Genomic DNA, 20,496 nt, shown 5'->3' on the forward strand with positions numbered 1-20,496 from the left:
GGCGTGGGGGCGGCCGAATTGGCCGGGAGTTCGGCCGTACCGTTCTCCCGACGCGCGAGCTGGTGATCAGCGGGGCAACTGCGCGCGACCGGTGGCAGGATTGAACGTGCTGCCGGCTGGAAGCAGGTGCAGGCGGGCACCACCAGCGCCCAGCACGGGCGCCGCGGCAGCAGTACGCTGTGCCTCGCGCGCGTCAACCACGAGCACCGCGCTCGCGCCTTCCACGCGCCATTGCCCGTTGGGCTCCACGATCAGTGCTGTGCCCTCGTCAATGCCCACGCCCAGATGCGGTGGCGTGGCCAGCACGAGACTGAGGAGGCGATTGTGCCGCTTGCGGCGCAGGAAGTGCTGGTCCACGATGGCGGTCGTGAGATAGCCGAAGCCACTGTCCACCGCCACGCTGCCGCGCTCCACGCGCGTCCACGCTTCACTGGTGTCGCGCCGTGTCCCCAGTTCATCACCGGTGATCATGGGCGTGGACAGCACCGCCGCGCCGGCCGATGTGCCGCCAACAACCGCGCCGGCATCGTAGCGGGCGCGAATGGCCCGCTCGGTGCGCGTGCCGCGCAGCACGGCCGTGAGCCGGTTCTGGTCGCCACCGCCAAACCACACGGCGGTGGCCCCATCGAGCAGCCGCGCCACACTGTCGGTATTGGCCTGCTCGCGCGTAACCCACACGTTGCGCGCCTCGGCGCCCATGGTGCGGAAACGCGCCGCCGACGACTCCCCACTGCGCTCTCCCGAGGCGCTCGCCATGGCAAACACCACGATACGGGCCTTGGCCCCACCGGCGCGGGTCACGAACTCCTGCACCAGCGACAGGGGCTGCGTGCCGCCACCCACGATGAACAGGGTGCCACGCCCGGTGGACGAACCGGAAGGGGATACCGGAGCTTGTGCCGTCGCGGACGTGGTCGACGGGGTACGCACACAGGCGGCCGACAGGAGCAGGACTCCCGCCAACCGCCAGTTCAGGCCTTGCCGGCGTGATCGATTCATGAATTCGGGGAAAGGGGATCGCTCACACTACGCCTCACCCCGCCACTTCGCCACCTACCGGCCCGTCACCTCGATGACCTTGCCCTTGGCTTGCGGGAGCTTGGGCAGCGTGACCGTGAGAATGCCCTTGTCGAAGCTGGCCTTGATGTGCTCCATGTCGACCGTGCGCGGTAGGGCAAACGACCGCTGGAACGCGCCGTAGAAGCGCTCCGACAGGTAGTAGTTCTTCGCCGGGGGCGCGTCGGTAAGCTCCTGCTCCTTCTCCCCGGCGATCGTGAGCACGTTGTTGTCGATCGTGATCCTGAGCGCCTTTTCCTCGATGCCCGGCAGCTCGGCCGTGAGCACCATCACCTCGTTCGTCTCCGACACCTCCACCGCCGGCATCCAGCTGCCGCTCGCGGTGGTGGTGAACGGATCGTCGAACATGCGCCGCAGATAGCTGGAAAACACGTCGTCGGCAACACGCTGGCTGGGGACCTTCCTGATCAACGAGGACATACCGCCTCCTGTACTGCTGTCGGTGGATAGCTGCAGGAACCCTTCGTGGACGACGGCAGTATGCGACAGTGCGGCGCGCGGCGAATCGGTGGTTTCTCCGACCGCACGTGAGGGGACGCCAGACACGAACTCGGCGGGCGGGCTGCGCGAGGGCTGCGCGAAACAGCGTTGAGGAACGGGCGTAAAGGGTTGCCGCCCAACGGCACCGCGTTAGCGGATACACCCTCCGCCGTATGGTTAGGGGGCAATCCTGTACGCCGTCCTACTCAACGCTTCTCCCGCCGCCAACGGCGGCGCCCCCTCCCTACGCTCGGAAGAAGTACACGTACTTGGCCACCAGTCCGCCGCGACTGGGACGCGTCCACACGATGGGGCGCTCGAGCCCGGTCTGCCAACCGCTGTTCCACACCACGTAGAGGTCGCTGCCGGGCTTCAAGGTCCAGCGCAGACGCGCGTTCGTACTCGCCCGCTCCGACTGGTTGTCCCACTGCGCGAACACCGTCGTGTTGAGCTGCGGATTGAACGCATAGTCGGCGCGCAACCGCACCGTATTGGCGGTGAACCGCGCATTCGGCAGCGACACATCGGAAATCTGCCCATCGATCGAGAGCAGTACGTGCGGGGCATTGCGCACCCGCAGACTGGCCGACAGATCGTTAGACCGCCCATTGTAGAAGTCGCCGGTGCTGGCCGAAAAGGTCATGCGCACCGCCCGCGCCTCCGCCCCCTGGTACTGCACCTCACTGCGGGTCCACCAGTACTGCCCGGGGGTGACCGTGGCGTCGGTGAAGAGCGAGAAGGCGCGGTCGGGCGCGTCGAAGCGCCGGCGCACGAAGGCCTCCACCCGGTCGCCGTTCTGGAACTGAATGCCGAACGGCTTGATGCCGAACGACGCGTTGTCGAGGCCGCCGGCAATTCCCCACACCACATCGTAGCTGGCGAGGTTGAACTCATAGCGTCGAATGTACCGGCTGCGCTTCTTGGGACGGGGAGTGATCTGCATGTTGCCGCCGAGGCGATGAATGCCACGCTGGGCGACGAACCCAAGCGCCGGGTCATATCCCGCCTCGATGCGGTCGAAGCGCACGACCAGATCGGCGTTGTCATTGGGATAGTCGATCACAAAGCGGTAGTGACCGCCAACCTGCCCGCCCGCGCTGTCTCGGCTCCACGCGGCATTGCCAAGGAACACGAGATTCTGCCCGCCCTGTACGATGTACGGCAGTGAAAAGTCGACGCCGGCGGTTGTGCTTGCCGGCCGCCCCGTTTCGCCGGCAAAGGTGCCCATGGCGCCGATGAAGCCACGCCCCAGCAGGTCCTGACGTACGCGCAGCACGGCGTTCGTACTCTTTTCGTCGCCCGCCGTGCGCGCGGCCAGAAAGCCCACCTGACGGCTGCCGGCCCGGCCCTGCATGCGCACCCCGAACGGAATGGTGACCGGATTGCCGTTGGCCCCCAGCCCCACACGGCGCGAGTAGAACATTTGCGTCTCGCGCGGTCGACCGAAGTCGAAGATGGCCGACCCTTCGGTGAAGAACGGCCGCTGCTCCGGAAAGAAGAGCGGAAAGCGCGTGAGATTCACGATCTGCCGGTCCACCTCAGCCTGCGCAAAGTCGGGGTTGATGGTGATGTCGGCCGTGATGGTGTTGGTAATGGGGGCTTTGAGGTCGAGCCCGATGCCGCCGTCGAGGAGCGACGGGGAGAGCAGCGTGTCGCCCCGCACGGTGAAGTACCGCCGTTCGGCCAGCCGCGACTCACCGGAGACGTACGGCCGCGCTTCGATACGCGGGCGCCGCGGCAACCCATCCAGATTGCCGATCATCCCCTCCTTCTCGAGGAATCGCAGCCCCTCCGTACGCCGCCAGGCACGCCACAGGGTTTCCTCATTCTTGCGCGGCATGAAGCGTCGGAAGTTCATCCCCATGACGCTGTCCCCCTCGGCGTAGCGCAGGGTGGCCCACGGAATGAGCATTTCCGCAAACCAGCCTTCGCTGGAAATCGAGGTGCGCACGTCCCACACGCCATCCCAGCTTTCGTTTCCCGTCTCTACGTCGACGTGCTCGCCGTCCCACAGCGCGCCGTTGGCATTGGTGCGGAAGTAGAACGCGCTCCGCCGGTCGTGCAGCCCGTCGATGCCCATGGAGACGTAGTCGTCGCTGCGCAGTTCGGCATCACGGCGCACCTGCGAGCGCACGATGTTCGCGGCGTCGGAGTCGTAGAGCGACCACCCCACCGCCAGCCCCTGCGGCGTGGCCAGCAACCGCACCACGGTGCGCTCGGTGCTCGGCGCGCCCTCCGCCGGATCCTTCTGCCGGAAATCGGTAATGGAGTCGGCCTGCGCCCAATCCGGCTCGGTGAAGCGGCCATCGAGGGTGATGTTGCGCGACGTACGGTACACGCGGTGGTCCACGCCATTGACCTGAACCGAGCGCTGGGCACGGGCCACGGTGGTGCTGGTGAGCAGACCGACAGCTGCGGCGAAAGCGAAGCGAAGTGGGAGCATCGGAGGTATACGGCGGCCGACAGCGAACTGCTGGGCGGGGGGGCCGCGAGGGGGCCGCCGAAGGCGGCGCCGCCTCCCCCGCGGTATTTTGCGCGCATGACCACCACGCTCGTCGCCCCGACCATCGCCGATATCCGCGCGGCCCAGACCCGCATTGCCCCGCACGCCGCCATCACGCCGCTCCTGCGCTCTCCTGCGCTCGACGCGGTTGCCGGTGGAACCGTGCTTCTCAAGGCCGAGGTGCTGCAGCACACCGGGTCGTTCAAGTTGCGCGGCGCGCTCAATCGCCTGCTGCAACTGTCGGCCGAAGAGCGTGAACGCGGGGTGGTGGCGTACAGTTCGGGCAACCACGCGCAGGCCGTCGCGTACAGCGCCACGCTGCTGGGCATGCGATCGGTGATCGTGATGCCCAAGGACGCGCCGGCGCTCAAGATCGAGCGCACGCGGGCCTTCGGCGCCGAGGTGGTGCTGTACGACCGGTACACCGAAGACCGGGTGGCCATTGGTGGTGCCATCGCCGCGGAGCGCGGTTCCACGGTGGTGCCGCCCTTCGAGGATACGCACATCGTGGCCGGACAGGGCACGCTGGGGCTCGAGGCGCTCGAGCAGGCGCAGGCGCTCGGTTTTGCGCCCGATGCGTTCCTCGTGTGCTGCGGTGGCGGCGGGCTCACAGCGGGGTGCGCGCTGGCGGCCGAGGCCGTGTCGCCCGGCACGGTGGTGCATCCGTGTGAGCCGGCGGAGTTCGACGACATGGCGCGCTCGCTGGAGCTGGGGCACCGCGTGGCCAATGCCCCGGGCAAGCGCTCCATCTGCGACGCCATCGTGACCGATATACCCGGCGAGTTCACCTTCAGCATCAACCAACCGCGCGTGGGCAAGGGGTTGCGGGTGACCGACGACGAAGTGCTCGCGGCCATCGCGTTCGCGGTGCGCGAGCTCAAGCTGGTGGTGGAGCCCGGCGGCGCGGCGGCGCTGGCGGCGCTGCTGCATGGCAAGCTGGACACGCGCGGGTGCACGACGCTGGTGGTGGTAACGGGTGGGAATATCGATCCGGCGATTTTGGCGCGGGCGATTGGGGTGTGAGCGAAGGCAGCACCGTGACCGGACGGTGGGGGCGCTCGCGCATCGACTCACCACCCGGCACTCGAACTCACCACCCAGAACTCGAACTCACGACTCACAGCTCGAGTGGTGAGTCGTGAGTTCGAGTCGTGGGTCGCGAGTGGACCGCGGTGACCGCGTGTGCGACTGACGGCATGACCGTTCAGGGTCGGACGTCAGGGGCAAAGGGTGATGGGTTCGTTCACTCCGCACTGCGAACTCCCCCGGAGGTCACACGATGTCCGGGGGAGTTCTTGGTTTTTGGTGATAGTTGTTGGTCGTAGGTTCACCGCCTCAACGCTCCTGCCCTCCCGGCCATAGTATTCATCATGACCTCCCGCCGTGATTTCCTCGCCACCGGCGGCGCGGCGCTTGGCGCGCTCGCCGTCGGTCCCCGCCTCCTCGAGGCCTCGCCCGTAACGGGCTACCCTGCCCCGCCGCGCCTGCCGGCGCTGTACACCGACGCCGCCACGCGCGAGCTCATGATGGAAGCGCTCGATGCGGCGAAGCGCGCCGGGGCGAGTTGGGCCGACGTGCGCATCTCGCGCAACCGCAACAACAGCGTGCAGACGCGCGAGAAGCAGGTCACCGACGTCGTGGACGCCGACACCATGGGTTGCGGCGTGCGCGTGCTGGTGGACGGCTGCTGGGGCTTTGCGGCCACGCAGGAGCTGAGCAAGGCGGGCGTGGGAGTCGCCGCGCAGGAGGCCGTGGCCATTGCCAAGGCCAACCGCCTCGCGCGTGACCGGCGGGTGGAGCTGGCCCCTGCCCCGGCGCAGGTGGACAAGACCTGGCGATCGGCCTACACCATCGACCCGTTCACCATTGCCATTGAGGAAAAGGCCGACCTGCTGCTGCGCGCCAACGCCGCGGCGCTCACCGTGCCCACAGTGCGCTTCGTGAACAGCGGCCTGTCGTTCGTGAAGGAGGAGCGCAACTACGCCAACACCGACGGCACCGTCACCACGCAGGACTACGTGCGCAGCTGGGTGACCATGAGCTGCACCGCCGTGGCCCCCGATCGCAGTGGCACCGCCGTGCGTGGCCCCGAGGTGGTGCAGCCCGCCGGTCGCGGCTGGGAGTACGTGCTGGAAGCCGACATCGTGAACAACGCCAAGGTGTGGGCCGGTGAAGCCGCCGAGAAGCTCACCGCCAAGCCGGTGGAGCCGGGGCGCTACGATCTCATTCTGCACCCGTCGCAGCTGTTCCTCACCATCCACGAGTCCGTGGCGCATGCCACGGAGCTCGACCGCGCCATGGGCTACGAGGCCAACTACGCCGGCACGTCGTTCGTGGCGCCGCCGGAGAAGGTGCTGGGCACGCTCAAGTTCGGTTCGCCGATCATGCAGGTCATCGGTAACCGCAGCGAAGTGGGCGCACTGGCCACCATCGGCTACGACGACGACGGCGTGGTGCCGGAGGACTTCCCGATCATCAAGGACGGCATCTTCGTGGATTACCAGACCAACCGCGAGCAGGCGCCGTGGTTGCGCGAGTACTACGCGAAGACCGGCAAGCCGGTGCGCTCGCACGGCTGCTCGTATGCCCAGAGCTGGGCCGACGTGGCCTTCCTGCGCATGCCCAACGTGTCGCTGCAGCCGGGGGACAAGGACCTTGGCTGGGACGATCTCATCGCCGCCACCGACAAGGGGATCGCGATGATCGGGCGCGCGAGCTACTCCATCGACCAGCAGCGCTACAACGCGCAGTTCGGTGCCCAGCTGTGCTACGAAATCCGCAAGGGCAAGATCGTGGGTCAGGTGAAGGACGCGGCCTACCAAATGCGCACGCCGGACTTCTGGAACACCCTCGACATGCTGGGTGGCAAGAAGAGCTACATGTTCGGCGGCACCTTCAACGACGGCAAGGGGCAACCCGGCCAGAGCAACGCGGTGAGCCACGGCTGTCCGCCGGCCCGCTTCAAGAACGCGAACATCATCAACACGGGGCGCGCGCTGTGAGCACCTTCATCCACGACGACGCACCGAAGTCGCTGTTCAACATCGGTCGCGCCGCGGCGCCCACCGGTGTGCTGTCGCGCGACGAAGCGCAGGCACTGGTGGAGCGCACCGTGAAGATGAGCAAGGCCGATGCCGTGCGCGTGAGCGTGAACAGCAGCCGCGAAACCAACCTGCGCTTCGCCGATAACCAGATGTCGACGAGCGGCGTGACCACCAACACCACCATTCGCGTGCAGAGTGTCTTCGGCAAGCGACGCGCGAGTGTGGTGACCAACGACCGCAGCGACGAGGGGCTGCGCCGCGCGGTGCAGCAGTCGGAGGCCATCGCGCGCCTCGCGCCGGAAGACCCGGAGTATCTGGGGGAGCTCGGCGGCCAGCAGTACACGCCGGTGAGCGCGTGGAGCGATGCCACCGCCGAATTGACCGCGGAAGGGCGGGCGCGTGCCGCGCTCAGCGCGCTGGCGCCGGCACGCGCAGGCAACGAGCTCACCGTGGCGGGGTTCATCATCTGCAACGCCAGCGCGAGCGCCATCGGCACCAACGCGGGGCTCTTTGCCTATCACCGCGGCACCACCGCCAACTACACGCTCACCGCGCGCACCAACGACGGCACGGGGAGCGGTTGGGTGGGGGCCGAAGACACCGACTGGGCGAAGCTCGACTTCCAGAGCGTGGCCGATCGTGCCATCGACAAGGCACGCCGTTCGCGCAATCCGGTGGGCGTGGAGCCCGGCCGCTACACGGTGATCTTCGAGCCCGAGGCCACCGCCAACCTGGTGGGACTCATGGGCAACGCCTTCCAGGCGCGCGCCGCCGACGAGGGCCGTTCGGCCTTCGCCAAGCCCGGCGGTACGAAACTGGGCGAAAAGATTCTCGACGAGCGCGTCACGCTCTACTCCGATCCATCTGACCCACTCATCCTGGCCTCACCGTTCGACGGCGAGGGGCTCCCGTTGTCACGCCAGACGTGGGTACAGAACGGTGTGCTCAACCAGCTCGCCTACAACCGCTTCTGGGCCAACCGGCAGGGGAAGACGCCCACTGGCGGCAGTGCGGGGCTGCGCATGGCCGATGGCCCCGATTCGTTGGAGTCGCTCATTGCCGGCACCACCCGCGGTATTCTCGTGACACGCCTCTGGTACCTGCGCCCGCTCGACCCGCGCACGCTCATGTATACCGGGCTCACGCGCGACGGCACCTTCCTCATCGAGAACGGCAAGATCGCGCGCAGCATCAAGAACTTCCGCTTCAACGACTCCCCGCTGTTCATGCTCAACAACCTCGAAGGCGTGGGCAAGGCGGTGCGCACCGCCGGTGGTGAAGGCGGCCCGGGTGTGGCCATGCCGCCCATCAAGGTGCGCGACTTCAATTTCACCAGCCTGTCGGACGCGGTCTGACTCATTAGCTTTTGTTCATGCGGAAGTCCCGAACAGCCCGGTTTCTCGCCCTCTTCATGGGCGTGTGGCTGTCGCTCGTACAGAGCGACGCCGGGCTGTTCCATGCCTGCGCCACCGGCAACGGTGCGGTAGCCGCGTTCGAGCAGGCAGAGGTGTCGTCCGCCCCTGGGGACGATCATACCCATCATGCAACCGGGCATGGTACCGGGCATGACGTGCATGTCGGGGCTGTCGCGGTCACCGCCGACGACGCGCCGGATTCCTCCCACCACCAGCCGTCGGGTGACGGTGAGTGCCACTGCATTGGGCACTGTTGCGTCGCCACGCCCCCAGCGCTGCGTGCTCCAGACACGTTTGCGCTGGTGGCGCTGGTACGCACCACCACCGTGCAGCCTGGCCGGACCGCCCACGCCGTGGTGGCCGAGTGGGCCGACTATGTCCTCCCCTTCGCGACCGCTCCCCCGCCGGTGATCGGCGCTTGAGTGCTCCCGCCGCCCCGTGTGCATTCCGGGGCGGACACTCGGCACACGCCAGTTCGTGACCTGCGCCGTGCGCGCGAGCCGCTGCTCGCCGCGCCGGGCCTCCGATCATCCCGTACATCCCACAATCCATGCTGCTCCCGTCCTTCACGGCACGGGGCGTTCGTGGTGTCCGCACATTTTCGTGTGTGGGCACGGCGGCGCTCGTGTCGCTCCTTCCCGCTATCGTGCGCGCGCAGGCCACGCGCGCCGAACGCGCCGTTGCCGATTCCGCGGCCCGCGCTCGCGCACTCAACCCCGTGGTCACCACCGCCACCCGTGATTCGCGCGAGCTGCGCAAACTGCCGGTGTCGGTGTCGGTAGTGGACACGACCACACTCGCGCGCACCAGCCAGGTGTCCCTGACCGAAGCGCTGCGCACTGTGCCCGGCGTCATTGCCGGCAATCTCTTCGGCGGCGACGACGTGCGCCTGTCCATTCGCGGCAGTGGCGCGCGCGGCGGTTTCGGCGTGCGCGGTGTGGGCATCCTGCTCGACGGCGTCCCCATTACGGAGCCCGACGGACAGACCCGGCTCGACCAGCTCGACCTGGGCGCCGCGCGCTCCATTGAAATCGTGCGCGGCCCCGGCAGCGCCATGTACGGCGGGACCGCGTCGGGCGGCGTGGTGAACGTGATCACCCGCAGCGGTCGCGAACTGCAGGGGGTCTCCGTACGCATGACCGGCGGCGGCTTCGGCTTCGACAGCGTGAATCTGCGCAAGGTCGACCTCTCGGCCGGTGGCGCCCGCGGCGCGTTCGACGCGTATCTGCAGGCCAGTGGCACGCGCCTCGACGGCATCCGTGTACAGGGGCGCAACGACATGAACCGCGCCAACCTGCGCCTCAACTACACGCGGCAGGTGGACGGCGCCCCGGCGGCCGCACCGCATGCCACCCGCGTGGGGCTCGATGTGTCGTACAGCGATCTCGACATGCAGATCCCCGGTGCGCTGACCAACGGCAGCTGGCGCAACGAGCCCTGGGCCGCCGACCCGCTCAACGTGACCGGCGCCTACGGGCGACGCGAACAGCGCTGGCGCTTCGGCCTGCGCGCGTCGCAAGGACTCGGCAGCCGCTTCGGCACGGTGGAGGCGTTCGCCTTCGGGACCGCACGCACCATCGATCACCCCATCTTCCGCGTGGTGGACCAGAACACGCACCGCGTGCAGGGCGGGCTGCGCCATGCGGTTAGCTTCACCGCCCCCGGCGATGTGGCGGTGCGCCTCAACACCGGACTCGATGTGGACCGGTGGTACGGCGAGTCGCGGCAGTGGACCAACGTGGGCGGCACGCAGGGACGCGCGACGCCGTGCGTGAACGACCGCGTGCGCAACATCGTATCGGTACCCTGCACCAACCAGTACATCGTGCTGCCGGGATTGGGCACCTACACCAGCGCCGACATCACCCGCGGCCGCGCCACGCTCACGGCCGGGGCGCGCTACGATCGGGTGACGTACGACATCGAGGATCGCATTCGTCCCTTACAGTCGGTCACGCAGTCGTTCGATCAGGTCTCCCCGCGGGTGGCGCTGCGGTACGACGTGAAGCCGGGGGTGAGTGTGTACACGAGCGTGGCCCGAGGCTTTGAAGTGCCCACCAACAGCGAGCTTACCGCCAGCCCCGACACCATCCGCGGACTCAACACCGACCTGCGGCCGTCGTCGCTCATCAACTACGAGGTGGGCGCCAAGGCCCTCGTGGCCAGCCGTGTGCTGCTGGACGTGGCGGTGTATCGCACGAACGTGACAGGGGAGTTCCTGTCACGCACCGTGGTCATTCCCGGCGTGCAGTTTCCGCGCACCATCTTCGAGAACGTGGGGCGCACGCGACGTACCGGCTTCGAACTCAGCGCCACCACGCTCGTGGCCCCCTGGCTGGATGTCGTGACGTCGTACACCTACGCGCGCTACGTCATGACGCAGTTCACCGGCACCGAGATCAACGCGCGCGGCCAGTCGGTGGCCGCCGACTATGCCGGCAAGCTCATTCCCGGTGTGCCGCAGCAGCGTGCCGCAGCGGAGTTCCGCCTGCGGCCGGCGCGCGGGCTCGATGTGACACTGTGGGGTGAGGCACAGGGACGCACCTACGTGGACAATGCCAACACGGTGAACGGCACGGTGTTCACGCAGGTCACCCGCCCGGGGCAGGCACCGTTGATCGTTCCGGTGGCCTTCGGCGCCGTGCCGGCCTATGCGCTGGCCCACGCCACCGTGACGTATGCGCTGCCCGAGACGCGCGGCGCACGTACCGGGGCCTCGCGTGCGTCGCTGTTCGTGAACGTCGAGAACGTGTTCGACCGGCGCTACGTCGCAGCGTTGGCCACCAACGCCGGCAACGGCCGCTTCTACTTCCCAGGTGCCGGACGCGTGGTCAACGCCGGCATGACGCTCTCCACCGGAGGACGGTGATATGCCACGTACGCCATCTCGCCACACGCCCCGCGTTGCCGTGCCACTCACGCTCACCCTTGCCACCGGGGCGCTGCTCGTGGCGACGGCGTGCGCGGGTGATGCCGGCCGCAGTGCTGCGAGTGACAGCGCCGCGGCCTCGGCATCGACCGCGTCGGCGGTCGTGCGCTTCGACAGCACGCACGAACTGTCGGCGGTGTCGAATGTGGGCGCGGCGCCCATTCTCGCCCTCGCCCCCGACGGACGGCACGCCACCGCGTGGGTGTCGGCACCCAACGGGGGCACCGACGGTCGCCTGCACGTGCTCGTCACGCGCGACGGCGCACCATCGGGTGACGGCATCATGCGCGAGCTCACCGATGTGCTGGGGCCCATCGAGCCCCACGGTGAAGCGCCGCCCAAGTTGGCTTGGGTGAATCGCAAGGACGGTGGACTGACGCTGGGCGCCCTGTACGTGGTGGGCAAGCTGGTCCCGGGGCGCCGGTTCCCGGCCAGCGCCCTGCGCTTCGTGCGCAGTGATGACGGCGGCAACAGCTGGAGTGCACCGGTCACCGTGACCGACGATACCACCAAGGCGCTCGTCGAGGGGCTCGAGACGGACTTCGGCTCACACAACTTTCACGCGCTGCACGGCGCACCAGACGGCACGTTTCACGTGGCATGGCTCGACGGCCGGCATGGCAAGTCGGCGGTGTACACCACGCACAGCACCGATGGCGGCGTGACGTGGGCGCCCAACGTGCGTGTGGTACCGGCGGGTGCGTCGCTCACGGAAGCCTGCCCCTGCTGTCGTACCGCCATCGCCGCCGACAACAACGGACGCGTGTATCTCGCGTGGCGCGCGGTCATGACCGACAGCGCAGCGCCTGGCGGCGGATCGGCTGGTACGACCGGCGCCACACAGGGTGCGGGTGCGGGCCGCGACCCGCACGCCGCACATGGCGGCGCCGCCGCTCGCCGTACCATTCGCGATATCGTGGTGGCCCGCAGCGATGACAACGGGCGCAGCTGGGGTACGCCCGTGCGGGTGCATCACGACGATTGGGTGTTCGACGGCTGTCCGCATGCCGGCCCCTCGCTGGCCGTCGATAGTGCCGGGGCGCTGCACGCGGCCTGGTGGACGGGCAAGCCGGGCGCAGCGGGCGTGTTCTACTCGCAGTCGCGCGATGGTGCGCAAACATTCGCGCCCGCCCAGCCCCTGGGCGTGGCCGACGCGTCGCAGCCGGCCCACGTGCAGCTGGCGGTGCGTGGCCGGTCGGTGGTGGCAACCTGGGACGACGGTACGCGCCGGGTGCCGCAGGTGGTGATGCGGGTATCGAGCAATGGTGGCGGCAGCTTTGCCGAGGCCGTACCGGTCAGCGAGAGCGGCCGCGCCGCGGCCTTCCCGGTGCTCATGGTGTCGCCCACCGGAAATGCCGTAACCGTGGCGTGGAGCGAGCAGGCGCCCGATGCGGCGCAGGCCGCCGCCAAGGCACGCCCCAACATGCGCGATCCCAAGGCGGTGATGCCGCTGCCGCGCGTGGGCAACTCACAGGTGCTGGTGCGCCGTGGCGTAATTGGCGGCACCGCCGTGGCGGAGCGTACCAGCAGCGATCGCTTCCGCCCGTTGGCCGTGGGCGATGCGGCGCCGGCCTTCTCGGGTGAAGTGCTCGTGGGCGCGGGGGTTGGCGACACGGTGCAGCTCGCCGCGAGCGGGCAGGTGACGCTGGTGAACATCTGGGCCACCTGGTGCACGTCGTGCAAGGAGGAGATGGCCGATCTCCAGGCGCTGTTCGAGCGCTACCGCCAGTCTGGGCTGCGGGTGGTGGCCGTGAGTGTGGATCAGGGAAGCCCTGCCAAGGTGCAACGCTTTGCCCAGGCCGAGCGCCTCGGCTTCTCGGTGGTCCACGACCCTGCCGGTACCATTCAGGCATCCTACGGTGTGGTGGGGGTCCCCGAGACGCTGCTCATCGACCGGGCCGGCGTGGTCCGTTGGAAGACGGCGGGGAACATTCACGGGGCGCTCCCTGCCGCGCGCGCCGCCATCGATGCCGCGCTGCAACCGACGCTGGCCATGCGCCCCTCCGTTTCGCCGCAGCGGCCATAGATTTCCCACATGTCGTCTGCCCGTTCCCCGCGGCGGTGGCCTCTGGTCACCGCCGTGCTGGTGTGCGTCATTGCCCTCGCCGGTCCGCGCACCTGTGTGCGGGAACCGGAGATGGCGGCGGTGCGTGCCGAGGTGCCGCGTGAACTGGCGGCGCTCCCGGCGTGGCTGCAGCAGCGCGAGGAACGGGCGGGCGTGTTCGATACGGCCGTCGCCAAGCGTGTGCAATTCGTGCACCCCGCGGCGCCAACGCGCACGGCGTGGAGCGTAGTGTACCTGCACGGATTCTCCGCCACACGGCAGGAGACGGCGCCGGTCTCGGATCAGGTGGCGAAGGCACTGGGAGCCAATCTCTTCGAGACCCGGTTGCGTGGTCACGGACTGCCCGGGGATTCGCTGGGCACGGTCACGGCACAGTCGTGGCTCGAAGACGCCGTGGAAGCCTTGGAGATTGGCCGGCGACTGGGCGATTCGGTGCTGGTCATCGGCACGAGTACCGGCGGCACGTTGGGCGTGTGGCTGGCCACGCTGCCGCCCGGCGACCGCGCCGGGCTGCGCGCGCTCGTGCTCATCTCTCCCAACTTCGGCCCCAAGGACGAGAAGGCGCGCCTGCTCACGCTGCCGTGGGCCAACGTGCTGCTCCCCCGGCTCATTCCCCAGCGGGAGTGGGAAGCGCGCAACGACGAACAGCGGCGCTTCTGGACCATGAAGTACCCCAGCACCGCGCTCTTCCCCATGCAGGCGCTGGTGGAGCGGGTGCGCGCCCGGGACCTGGCGGGGTACAGTGTACCCACGCTGGTGTTTCTCAACGACGACGATCAGGTGGTCGACGCCGCACGCACGCGGCAATGGCTTGCCGACCTCTCGCGCGAAACGCTCGCGCCCATCGAGCAGGTGCTCGTCACCCCCGCCGACGGTGAGGACGGGCACGTGCTGGCCGGCCGCATCGTCTCGCCCAGCCAGACCCCCATGGTGCGCGACCGCGTCGTGGAGTTCGTGCGGCCGCGCTGAGGGCGTCCGCGCAGCGCCTCCCTACTTCTTGAGCCGCAGCAGCCCTTCCTGCGCCACGCTGGCCACGAGGAGTCCGCTGCGCGTGAACACCTGCCCGCGCACGAAGCCGCGCGAGCCGAAGGCGTTGGGGCTGTCCATCACGTACAGCAGCCACTCGTCGGCGCGGAACGGCCGGTGCATCCACAGCGTGTGGTCGAGCGAGGCGAGGAACATGCGCGGGTCACCGTAGCGAATGCCGTGCGGAAAGAGCGCCGTGGGGAGGAAGCCGTAGTCCGAGGCGTACGCCAGAATGGCCTGGTGCACGATGGGGTCGTCGGGGAGCGCATCGATGACGCGAAACCACACATAGCGCTCCGGTTCCCCGGCACTGGGGCCGCCGGGCAGGTGGCTCTGCGGCGACCGGAAGTCGATGGGCCGGTCCTGGGTGAGCACCGTGCGCAGCTCCGGGGGCAGCACCGCGGCATGCTCGCGCACCTGCTCGAGTTCCGGCTTGATGCTGTCGGGGTCGCGCACCTGGGGCATGGTGACCTGGTGATCGAGCCCGGGCTCCTCGATGTGAAACGACGCCGACAGCTGGAAGATGGCCTCGCCGTGCTGGATGGCCGTGACGCGCCGGCTGGTGAAGGTACCGCCATCGCGCGGACGATCCACGAAGTACACGATGGGCGCCTTGAGGTCGCCCGGGCGCAGGAAGTAGCCGTGTACCGAGTGCGCCTCGCGGGGCTCGTCCACGGTGCGGCGGGCCGCCACCAACGCCTGGGCAAAGACCTGGCCGCCGAAGACCCGACCGGTGCCGAGGTCCCGGTTCTGGCCGCGGTAGATGTTGACCTCGAGCTTCTCCAGCTCGAGCAGGGACAGCAGTTCCGTCACGATGCTCATGAGGGCAATATGTGGCATGAGCCGCGCATTCCGCTCCTTCTTTTTCGCCCTCGTGTGCCTGGTGGCGGGCACGTGGCTGCTCTGCGGCCCGCGCAAATCACCGGGCCCCGGCCCCGTGTCGGCCGCACCCGCCGGGGGTGCCGTCTCCGTGCCGACTGCTCCCCCCGTGCCTCCCCGCGCCCCGAGCGCCGTGGGGTTCCGCAATCGCCAGCGGCTGGACGAGCACTTCGACAAGCATGGCGCCGAGTTCAACGCCCCGAACGCCGCTGCGTATCTCTCGCTGGCACAGGCGCTGCGGGCCGCCCCGCCCTCGGCCACGGTGCGGGAGCTGCGGCGCCCCACCGACGGCGTGATCGCCAAGTTCGACCGTTCCACCGGCGCGTTTCTCGCCTTCGACGCCGACAGCATCATTCGCACGTTCTTCAAACCCAACGACGGCGAAGCGTACTTCGAGCGCCAGGCGCGTCGGCGCCCGCGCTCCTGAGCTTGCCGTGCGTTCGCCCGCCGCTACTCCCACCGCTTCCAATGCACGAACGCGATGAATGGCTCGCCCAGTGGTCCCGCACGGTGACCGAAGTGGAGCGTGGCTACGAACTCAGTTTCGACGATTACCTCAACGACCTCGACCTGCGCCACAAGCTGCGCGTGATCGGCGAGCACGACGACCAGTGGGCCGACCTGCTGGAGCTCGACACCCGCTTCCGCCACGCCACCTTTCCGAGTGGCCGCTGCGTGTGGGGCGTGGAGAACGCCGAGGAGGAGGGGTGGACCGAGGCGCAGCACTGGTACTACTGGCGGCTCCCCAAGAAGCAGGGGCTGGCGTTCGAGGCGGAGTACTAGCGTTCAGCGGACCGTCGCACGGAAGAGGAGTTCCTCGACCGCGATGCCGTCATCACGAGTGCTGCGAACCAGTGCGGTGCTGTCGGAGAATGCCAGGACTTCTTTCGCCGCGGGGAACCGCAGACGTGTCCACTCTCCTGCTCGGGAACGCCTCCACCACTCCTCTGGCCCGTCGGCGGTGAAGCGCCGCAGAAAGATGGAGCCACCGGGGGACGCAAGAATGGGCGGCGCAGCGCTCGGCCCACCTGCGCCCCAGGTTGGCGGTGTATCGGGAGGTGGATAGCGCCGATACAACTCGGCGAACGCGTCAGACATCGGGCCTGACGCGAGGAGTTGCTGCTCGCCCCAGCGTAGCGTATTGGCGTCCATCCGCATGACACCGACTTCGGGCGGGAGCGCAACGATCATGCGGCTCACCGCGGCTCCATTTTGCGTGAAGGCGAAAAGCGTGTCACCGTCGAAGGCGTACACGGCATGCCCGGTGATTGCCACGCCGGATCGCCTTCCCAGCGGACGAAACAACTCGACGGAGCGAGTATCCTGCACGTCCCTCAGGAGTTCCGACTCGCGATAGCTCCCGACCGCGACGCTGGTACCTGTCGTGTCCATGATCGAAAGGGCAACGAGCGGACGAACGGCCCCGGTTCGCGAGCGATAGTCGCTTCCCGTGTTACGCAGAAGCCAACGCGCATCAGGGAGGATGCCGACAACGGAAGCGCCGGGGGCCTGCGCCGCCAGCCCGACCGGGATGTCGCCAAGCAGCCGACCGTCGCCAGAGCCAAAGCGCACAACCTTCCGCTGCCTGGCATCCAGTACCGAAATCACGTTGGGAGCCGATCTGACCTGACGCAGCGAGAGGAGTTCTCCCGGCCCGCGTCCGCGCCCTGCGCTCTTCCAGACGATTGCACCGCCCGCATCGAGCCGCAGCAGCGTACCCGTCTGCTCCTCCCCGATGATCCACCCGCCCTCGTAACTCTCTGCAATAGTCACGTCGCCTTCGGACAATGCCGGGAACTCCTTCAGGGCCGTCACAGCAACGGAAACGGACTCCGGTCTTGATTCCGCACCGGGCTCACATGCGGTGATCAGCAGCGCTGACAGAGTCACGAACGTTCGCATCATCTTCAGGAAGTGCCTCAGCGATCCTCATGCCTCGCGCGTGATCGGGCTGGTGTGCAACTCCACTCCCAGCGCGCGAATCAGCTTCAACACCGTGTCGAAGCATGGCTTCGCCCCTGGCGCCAATGCCTTGTATAGACTTTCTCGCCCCAGCCCCGTATCGCGTGCCAGCTGTGCCATCCCGCGCGCCTTAGCCACATCCGCGAGCGCCTGCATCAAGAGCTCCGGGTGCTCGCCGGCCAGCGCGACATTGAGATACTCCGAGATGACTTCTTCGCTGTCCATGTAGTCTGCCGCGTCGAACGGTACAGGCTTGTTCATGGCTCGCTCTCCAGAGAATCCCGTAGTGCTTTGGCTCGGCGAATGTCACGCGACTGCGTCGATTTGTCGCCGCCGCAGAGCAGCCAATAGGTGACCGTTCCCCGCCGCCAGTAGTGCACCCGATAGCGGATCCGACGTGAACGCGCACCTCGAATACTCCACCGCCCACGGAAGCAAGATCACCGAAATGGCCGAGTTCCGCTGCGCAGACTCGCGCAAGGATACGCGCCTTGCCGATCGGATCTCGGAGCGTGCGCAGCCACTCGTCGAATGCGTCGGTGCGCGGGAACACATGCATACCAAAGTATATCCGATCGCATACACTGGGCAAGGATGGCAGATGGTCGCGAGAGCACCGCTGATCCATCTACACTTTCCGGTAGATCGCCGCGCTCCAATAAACTCCCGAATGTTCGCACCACCGTGCGGAATCTGTCGTGGATCGCAAGGCTGGAACCGACCTGCGATTAATCGGGTCAGCGACTGATGGCGTGCACGCGCACATGCTCCGCCCCGTCGTCGTCACGCCACACGCCGTACACGCGGTTCCGCTCGACCGCGCGAACCGTCAGCCGAACCAGCAAGCGAACGGCACCAACCAGCGGCCCCCGCACTCGAAGACCTGCCACATCTCACCAGCGGGCGGCTCGGCGTCGGGGTTGTACAGCGGCCGTAGACTCCCCCGTCTAGCGCACAGTTTGAAAGTAGACTCGTGGACGTTGGTTGATCTCGGGAGAATGGTCAGTGGCGGCACGCTCCCGAGGCTCTCGTGCGACCGTTCCGTGTTGTAGCCGTGCCGCCACTCTTTGCTCACGGCGCGCACTTCGGCGAGCGTAGTGAACACCCATGCATCGAGGACCTCCTCACGGAAGCTGCGGTTGAAGCGCCCGATGTAAGCGTTCTGGTTTGCTTCGCCGGTTCGTTTCAGGCGAGGGTGATGCCACGCGCTTCGCCCCACTTATACAGGGCGTCGGCGATCGATCCGGCACGTCGTCGCAGCAAATGACGGCCGACGCGCACGGCTGGTAGGGCCAAGTGCGCCTTTATGGTGTGGCCCTCGCAATTGAAGTCGTCCGGGCCGGTCAGCGCTATCGGCAGCCGGAATGCCGTGCTCATCTTGCTCAAGAGAGGCATCGAATGTCGGTGGCCGGTTGGCACATCCGTGGTGAGAGACAGTACATCACAAATGTGATTCCGGAACCGGGGTCGTTATCTTCCGAGGCTATGTCGGAAACCCTGCTGCCTCAGACTGCCCCGGCCGAGTCGTCCTCGGCTGACCGCATTTCGGCCGAACAGATCGCCGCCGCCACCGCGCTGCTCGAGAAGCTCGCGGCCGATCGCGCCAACCTGCTCGACATCCCCGACGAGCAGCGCACCCGCCTGCTCAAGGCCGCCGGCGAGGTGTCGCGCCCGGATGCCATTCTGCGCCGCCAGATGGTGAAGGCCACCAAGCGCCTCAAGAAGGTCGAGCGCACGGCCAAGCTGCAGGAGGCGGAGAACCAGCTGCAGGAAACGGGCATCCGCAAGCTGCGCCGGCAAACAGTGTTCACCACACCCAACTATCTGCTCCCCGGCAGCGACGAGCAGATCACGGTGGACGAGCCGGATTTCACCGAGGCGCTGGAGCCGCAGCACTGCTACGTGTGCAAGCAGCAGTACACGGTCATCCATCACTTCTACGATCAGCTCTGCCCCACCTGCGCGGAGTTCAACTACCGCAAGCGCACCGAGCTGGCCGATCTGAGCGGCCGCACGGCGCTGCTCACCGGCGGTCGCGTGAAGATCGGCTATCAGGCCGGGATCAAGCTGCTGCGCGCCGGTGCGCATCTCATTGTCACTACGCGCTTCCCACGTGACTCGGCGCAGCGCTACGCCAGTGAGCCTGATTTCGAGCAGTGGAAGCACCGGCTCGAGATCTATGGGCTCGACCTGCGCCACACGCCGAGCGTGGAGGCGTTCTGCCATCATCTGATGGAGACGCACGACCGGCTCGACTTCATCGTGAACAACGCCTGTCAGACGGTGCGGCGTCCGCCCGACTTCTACAAGCACATGATGGATCTCGAACGCGCGTCGCTCGGCGATATGCCCGAGCAGGCCCGCAAGCTGCTGGGCGCGTACGAGGGCGTGCGCGGCTATCACCTGCTCCCCGAGGCGGGCGTGTCGCGTGAGGAGGAGATGATCACGCCGGCCACGCTGCCGCGCGCGCTGGCCGAGGTGGCGGGCATCACGCATGCGGCCGAGCTGTCGCAGGTGGCGCTGCTGGCCGAGGAGTACCAGGACCAGTCGCAGCTCTTCCCCGAGGGGCGCCTGGATCAGGACCTGCAGCAGGTGGACCTGCGCGAGCGCAACTCGTGGCGCCTGCTCATGCACGAAGTACCCAGCGTGGAACTGCTGGAAGTACAGCTGGTGAACGCCATTGCGCCGTTTTTGATCAACGCGCGCCTCAAGCCCCTCATGCTGCGCACACTGAACCGAGACAAGCACATCGTGAACGTGAGCGCGGTAGAGGGGCAGTTCTACCGCAAGTTCAAGACGACGCGCCACCCGCATACGAACATGGCGAAGGCCGCGCTCAACATGATGACCCGCACCAGCGCCGCCGACTACGAGACCGACGGCATTCACATGAACGCCGTGGATACCGGCTGGGTGACCGACGAGGACCCGGTGCACATTGCCGCGCGCAAGGTGGAGGAGCATCGTTTCCATCCCCCGCTGGACATCGTGGACGGCGCCGCGCGCATCGTGGACCCCATCATCGACGGGATCAACACGGGAACTCACGTGTGGGGCAAGTTCCTCAAGGATTACACGCCCACGGATTGGTAATGGGCGATCGAACCAACAACTGA

The 20,496-nt window shown here is 67.6% G+C and carries 18 protein-coding genes and 1 pseudogene; 10 read left to right on the forward strand and 9 right to left on the reverse strand.

The window, feature by feature from the left end:
- Positions 1 to 66: 66 nt before the first annotated feature.
- The 3 genes from O9271_RS08990 to O9271_RS09000 form a co-directional block, all read right to left on the reverse strand.
- Complete coding sequence (locus tag O9271_RS08990; protein WP_298268484.1) at positions 67 to 999, reverse strand: cyanophycinase; 933 nt, start codon at positions 997 to 999, stop codon at positions 67 to 69.
- 54 nt (positions 1,000 to 1,053) lie between these two features.
- Entirely contained in the window at positions 1,054 to 1,497 is a 444-nt protein-coding gene (locus O9271_RS08995; RefSeq protein ID WP_298268486.1) for an Hsp20/alpha crystallin family protein, read from the reverse strand.
- 304 nt (positions 1,498 to 1,801) lie between these two features.
- Positions 1,802 to 4,000, reverse strand: coding sequence for a DUF5916 domain-containing protein (locus tag O9271_RS09000; RefSeq protein ID WP_298268489.1), 2,199 nt, complete (start codon positions 3,998 to 4,000; stop codon positions 1,802 to 1,804).
- Positions 4,001 to 4,096: 96 nt separating this feature from the next.
- Between O9271_RS09000 and O9271_RS09005 the strand changes: the two genes are divergently transcribed.
- The 7 genes from O9271_RS09005 to O9271_RS09035 all read left to right on the forward strand — a co-directional run bounded on the left by O9271_RS09005 (position 4,097) and on the right by O9271_RS09035 (position 14,482).
- Positions 4,097 to 5,083: a threonine/serine dehydratase gene (locus tag O9271_RS09005; RefSeq protein WP_298268492.1), complete on the forward strand. Its 987-nt coding sequence runs from the start codon at positions 4,097 to 4,099 to the stop codon at positions 5,081 to 5,083.
- A gap of 347 nt (positions 5,084 to 5,430) precedes the next feature.
- On the forward strand, positions 5,431 to 7,062 hold the full coding sequence (locus O9271_RS09010) for a TldD/PmbA family protein (RefSeq protein WP_298268495.1): 1,632 nt from the start codon (positions 5,431 to 5,433) through the stop codon (positions 7,060 to 7,062).
- Positions 7,059 to 8,459 (forward strand): TldD/PmbA family protein, encoded by a 1,401-nt coding sequence (locus O9271_RS09015; RefSeq protein WP_298268499.1) that lies wholly within the window; start codon positions 7,059 to 7,061, stop codon positions 8,457 to 8,459. The genes O9271_RS09010 and O9271_RS09015 overlap by 4 nt, the downstream gene beginning before the upstream one ends.
- A 17-nt stretch (positions 8,460 to 8,476) precedes the next feature.
- Entirely contained in the window at positions 8,477 to 8,941 is a 465-nt protein-coding gene (locus O9271_RS09020) for a hypothetical protein (protein WP_298268502.1), read from the forward strand.
- 128 nt (positions 8,942 to 9,069) lie between these two features.
- Complete coding sequence (locus O9271_RS09025) at positions 9,070 to 11,388, forward strand: TonB-dependent receptor (protein WP_298268504.1); 2,319 nt, start codon at positions 9,070 to 9,072, stop codon at positions 11,386 to 11,388.
- Position 11,389: 1 nt separating this feature from the next.
- Positions 11,390 to 13,474 (forward strand): redoxin domain-containing protein, encoded by a 2,085-nt coding sequence (locus O9271_RS09030; protein ID WP_298268507.1) that lies wholly within the window; start codon positions 11,390 to 11,392, stop codon positions 13,472 to 13,474.
- Between the two features lie 9 nt (positions 13,475 to 13,483).
- The gene (locus O9271_RS09035) at positions 13,484 to 14,482 is read left to right on the forward strand and encodes an alpha/beta fold hydrolase (protein WP_298268510.1); all 999 of its coding nucleotides are present in this window, start codon (positions 13,484 to 13,486) and stop codon (positions 14,480 to 14,482) included.
- 21 nt (positions 14,483 to 14,503) lie between these two features.
- Here O9271_RS09035 and O9271_RS09040 read toward each other — a convergent pair whose 3' ends face one another.
- Positions 14,504 to 15,361 (reverse strand): acyl-CoA thioesterase II, encoded by an 858-nt coding sequence (locus O9271_RS09040; protein ID WP_298268514.1) that lies wholly within the window; start codon positions 15,359 to 15,361, stop codon positions 14,504 to 14,506.
- A gap of 16 nt (positions 15,362 to 15,377) precedes the next feature.
- On the opposite strand from O9271_RS09040, the gene O9271_RS09045 reads away from it, so the two are divergent.
- Positions 15,378 to 15,845 (forward strand): hypothetical protein, encoded by a 468-nt coding sequence (locus O9271_RS09045; protein ID WP_298268517.1) that lies wholly within the window; start codon positions 15,378 to 15,380, stop codon positions 15,843 to 15,845.
- 41 nt (positions 15,846 to 15,886) lie between these two features.
- Positions 15,887 to 16,201: a hypothetical protein gene (locus O9271_RS09050; protein ID WP_298268520.1), complete on the forward strand. Its 315-nt coding sequence runs from the start codon at positions 15,887 to 15,889 to the stop codon at positions 16,199 to 16,201.
- Positions 16,202 to 16,204: 3 nt separating this feature from the next.
- Here the strand turns inward: O9271_RS09050 and O9271_RS09055 are convergent, their stop codons facing one another.
- From O9271_RS09055 to O9271_RS09070, 5 genes and pseudogenes are all read right to left on the reverse strand, one after another.
- Positions 16,205 to 17,323: a hypothetical protein gene (locus O9271_RS09055; RefSeq protein WP_298268521.1), complete on the reverse strand. Its 1,119-nt coding sequence runs from the start codon at positions 17,321 to 17,323 to the stop codon at positions 16,205 to 16,207.
- A gap of 24 nt (positions 17,324 to 17,347) precedes the next feature.
- Positions 17,348 to 17,641, reverse strand: a complete 294-nt coding sequence (locus O9271_RS09060) for an addiction module antidote protein (RefSeq protein WP_298268523.1) — start codon at positions 17,639 to 17,641, stop codon at positions 17,348 to 17,350.
- A pseudogene (locus O9271_RS18455) lies at positions 17,638 to 17,939 on the reverse strand (type II toxin-antitoxin system RelE/ParE family toxin). Before O9271_RS18455 ends, O9271_RS09060 begins: the two are co-directional and overlap by 4 nt.
- Positions 17,940 to 18,117: 178 nt before the next feature.
- Positions 18,118 to 18,270 carry a hypothetical protein gene (locus O9271_RS09065; RefSeq protein ID WP_298268525.1) on the reverse strand — a complete coding sequence of 51 codons (153 nt, stop codon included), beginning with the start codon at positions 18,268 to 18,270 and terminating at the stop codon, positions 18,118 to 18,120.
- Positions 18,271 to 18,565: 295 nt separating this feature from the next.
- A complete protein-coding gene (locus tag O9271_RS09070) occupies positions 18,566 to 18,757 on the reverse strand; it encodes a hypothetical protein (protein WP_298268529.1) in 192 nt (63 codons plus the stop codon).
- A 108-nt stretch (positions 18,758 to 18,865) separates the two neighbouring features.
- Between O9271_RS09070 and O9271_RS09075 the strand changes: the two genes are divergently transcribed.
- On the forward strand, positions 18,866 to 20,473 hold the full coding sequence (locus tag O9271_RS09075) for an SDR family NAD(P)-dependent oxidoreductase (RefSeq protein WP_298268531.1): 1,608 nt from the start codon (positions 18,866 to 18,868) through the stop codon (positions 20,471 to 20,473).
- Positions 20,474 to 20,496 lie beyond the last annotated feature (23 nt).

Origin of the sequence: Gemmatimonas sp. (assembly GCF_027531815.1) — a bacterium.
Lineage (GTDB): Bacteria > Gemmatimonadota > Gemmatimonadetes > Gemmatimonadales > Gemmatimonadaceae > Gemmatimonas.

What these genes read in the sequence shown, in the direction of transcription:
- O9271_RS08990 (WP_298268484.1), bottom strand. Translation starts at nt 999, where the DNA reads ATGAATCGATCACGCCGGCAAGGCCTGAACTGGCGGTTGGCGGGAGTC.
- O9271_RS08995 (WP_298268486.1), bottom strand. Translation starts at nt 1,497, where the DNA reads ATGTCCTCGTTGATCAGGAAGGTCCCCAGCCAGCGTGTTGCCGACGAC.
- O9271_RS09000 (WP_298268489.1), bottom strand. Translation starts at nt 4,000, where the DNA reads ATGCTCCCACTTCGCTTCGCTTTCGCCGCAGCTGTCGGTCTGCTCACC.
- O9271_RS09005 (WP_298268492.1), top strand. Translation starts at nt 4,097, where the DNA reads ATGACCACCACGCTCGTCGCCCCGACCATCGCCGATATCCGCGCGGCC.
- O9271_RS09010 (WP_298268495.1), top strand. Translation starts at nt 5,431, where the DNA reads ATGACCTCCCGCCGTGATTTCCTCGCCACCGGCGGCGCGGCGCTTGGC.
- O9271_RS09020 (WP_298268502.1), top strand. Translation starts at nt 8,477, where the DNA reads ATGCGGAAGTCCCGAACAGCCCGGTTTCTCGCCCTCTTCATGGGCGTG.
- O9271_RS09025 (WP_298268504.1), top strand. Translation starts at nt 9,070, where the DNA reads ATGCTGCTCCCGTCCTTCACGGCACGGGGCGTTCGTGGTGTCCGCACA.
- O9271_RS09030 (WP_298268507.1), top strand. Translation starts at nt 11,390, where the DNA reads ATGCCACGTACGCCATCTCGCCACACGCCCCGCGTTGCCGTGCCACTC.
- O9271_RS09035 (WP_298268510.1), top strand. Translation starts at nt 13,484, where the DNA reads ATGTCGTCTGCCCGTTCCCCGCGGCGGTGGCCTCTGGTCACCGCCGTG.
- O9271_RS09040 (WP_298268514.1), bottom strand. Translation starts at nt 15,361, where the DNA reads ATGAGCATCGTGACGGAACTGCTGTCCCTGCTCGAGCTGGAGAAGCTC.
- O9271_RS09045 (WP_298268517.1), top strand. Translation starts at nt 15,378, where the DNA reads ATGAGCCGCGCATTCCGCTCCTTCTTTTTCGCCCTCGTGTGCCTGGTG.
- O9271_RS09050 (WP_298268520.1), top strand. Translation starts at nt 15,887, where the DNA reads ATGCACGAACGCGATGAATGGCTCGCCCAGTGGTCCCGCACGGTGACC.
- O9271_RS09055 (WP_298268521.1), bottom strand. Translation starts at nt 17,323, where the DNA reads ATGATGCGAACGTTCGTGACTCTGTCAGCGCTGCTGATCACCGCATGT.
- O9271_RS09060 (WP_298268523.1), bottom strand. Translation starts at nt 17,641, where the DNA reads ATGAACAAGCCTGTACCGTTCGACGCGGCAGACTACATGGACAGCGAA.
- O9271_RS09070 (WP_298268529.1), bottom strand. Translation starts at nt 18,757, where the DNA reads ATGAGCACGGCATTCCGGCTGCCGATAGCGCTGACCGGCCCGGACGAC.
- O9271_RS09075 (WP_298268531.1), top strand. Translation starts at nt 18,866, where the DNA reads ATGTCGGAAACCCTGCTGCCTCAGACTGCCCCGGCCGAGTCGTCCTCG.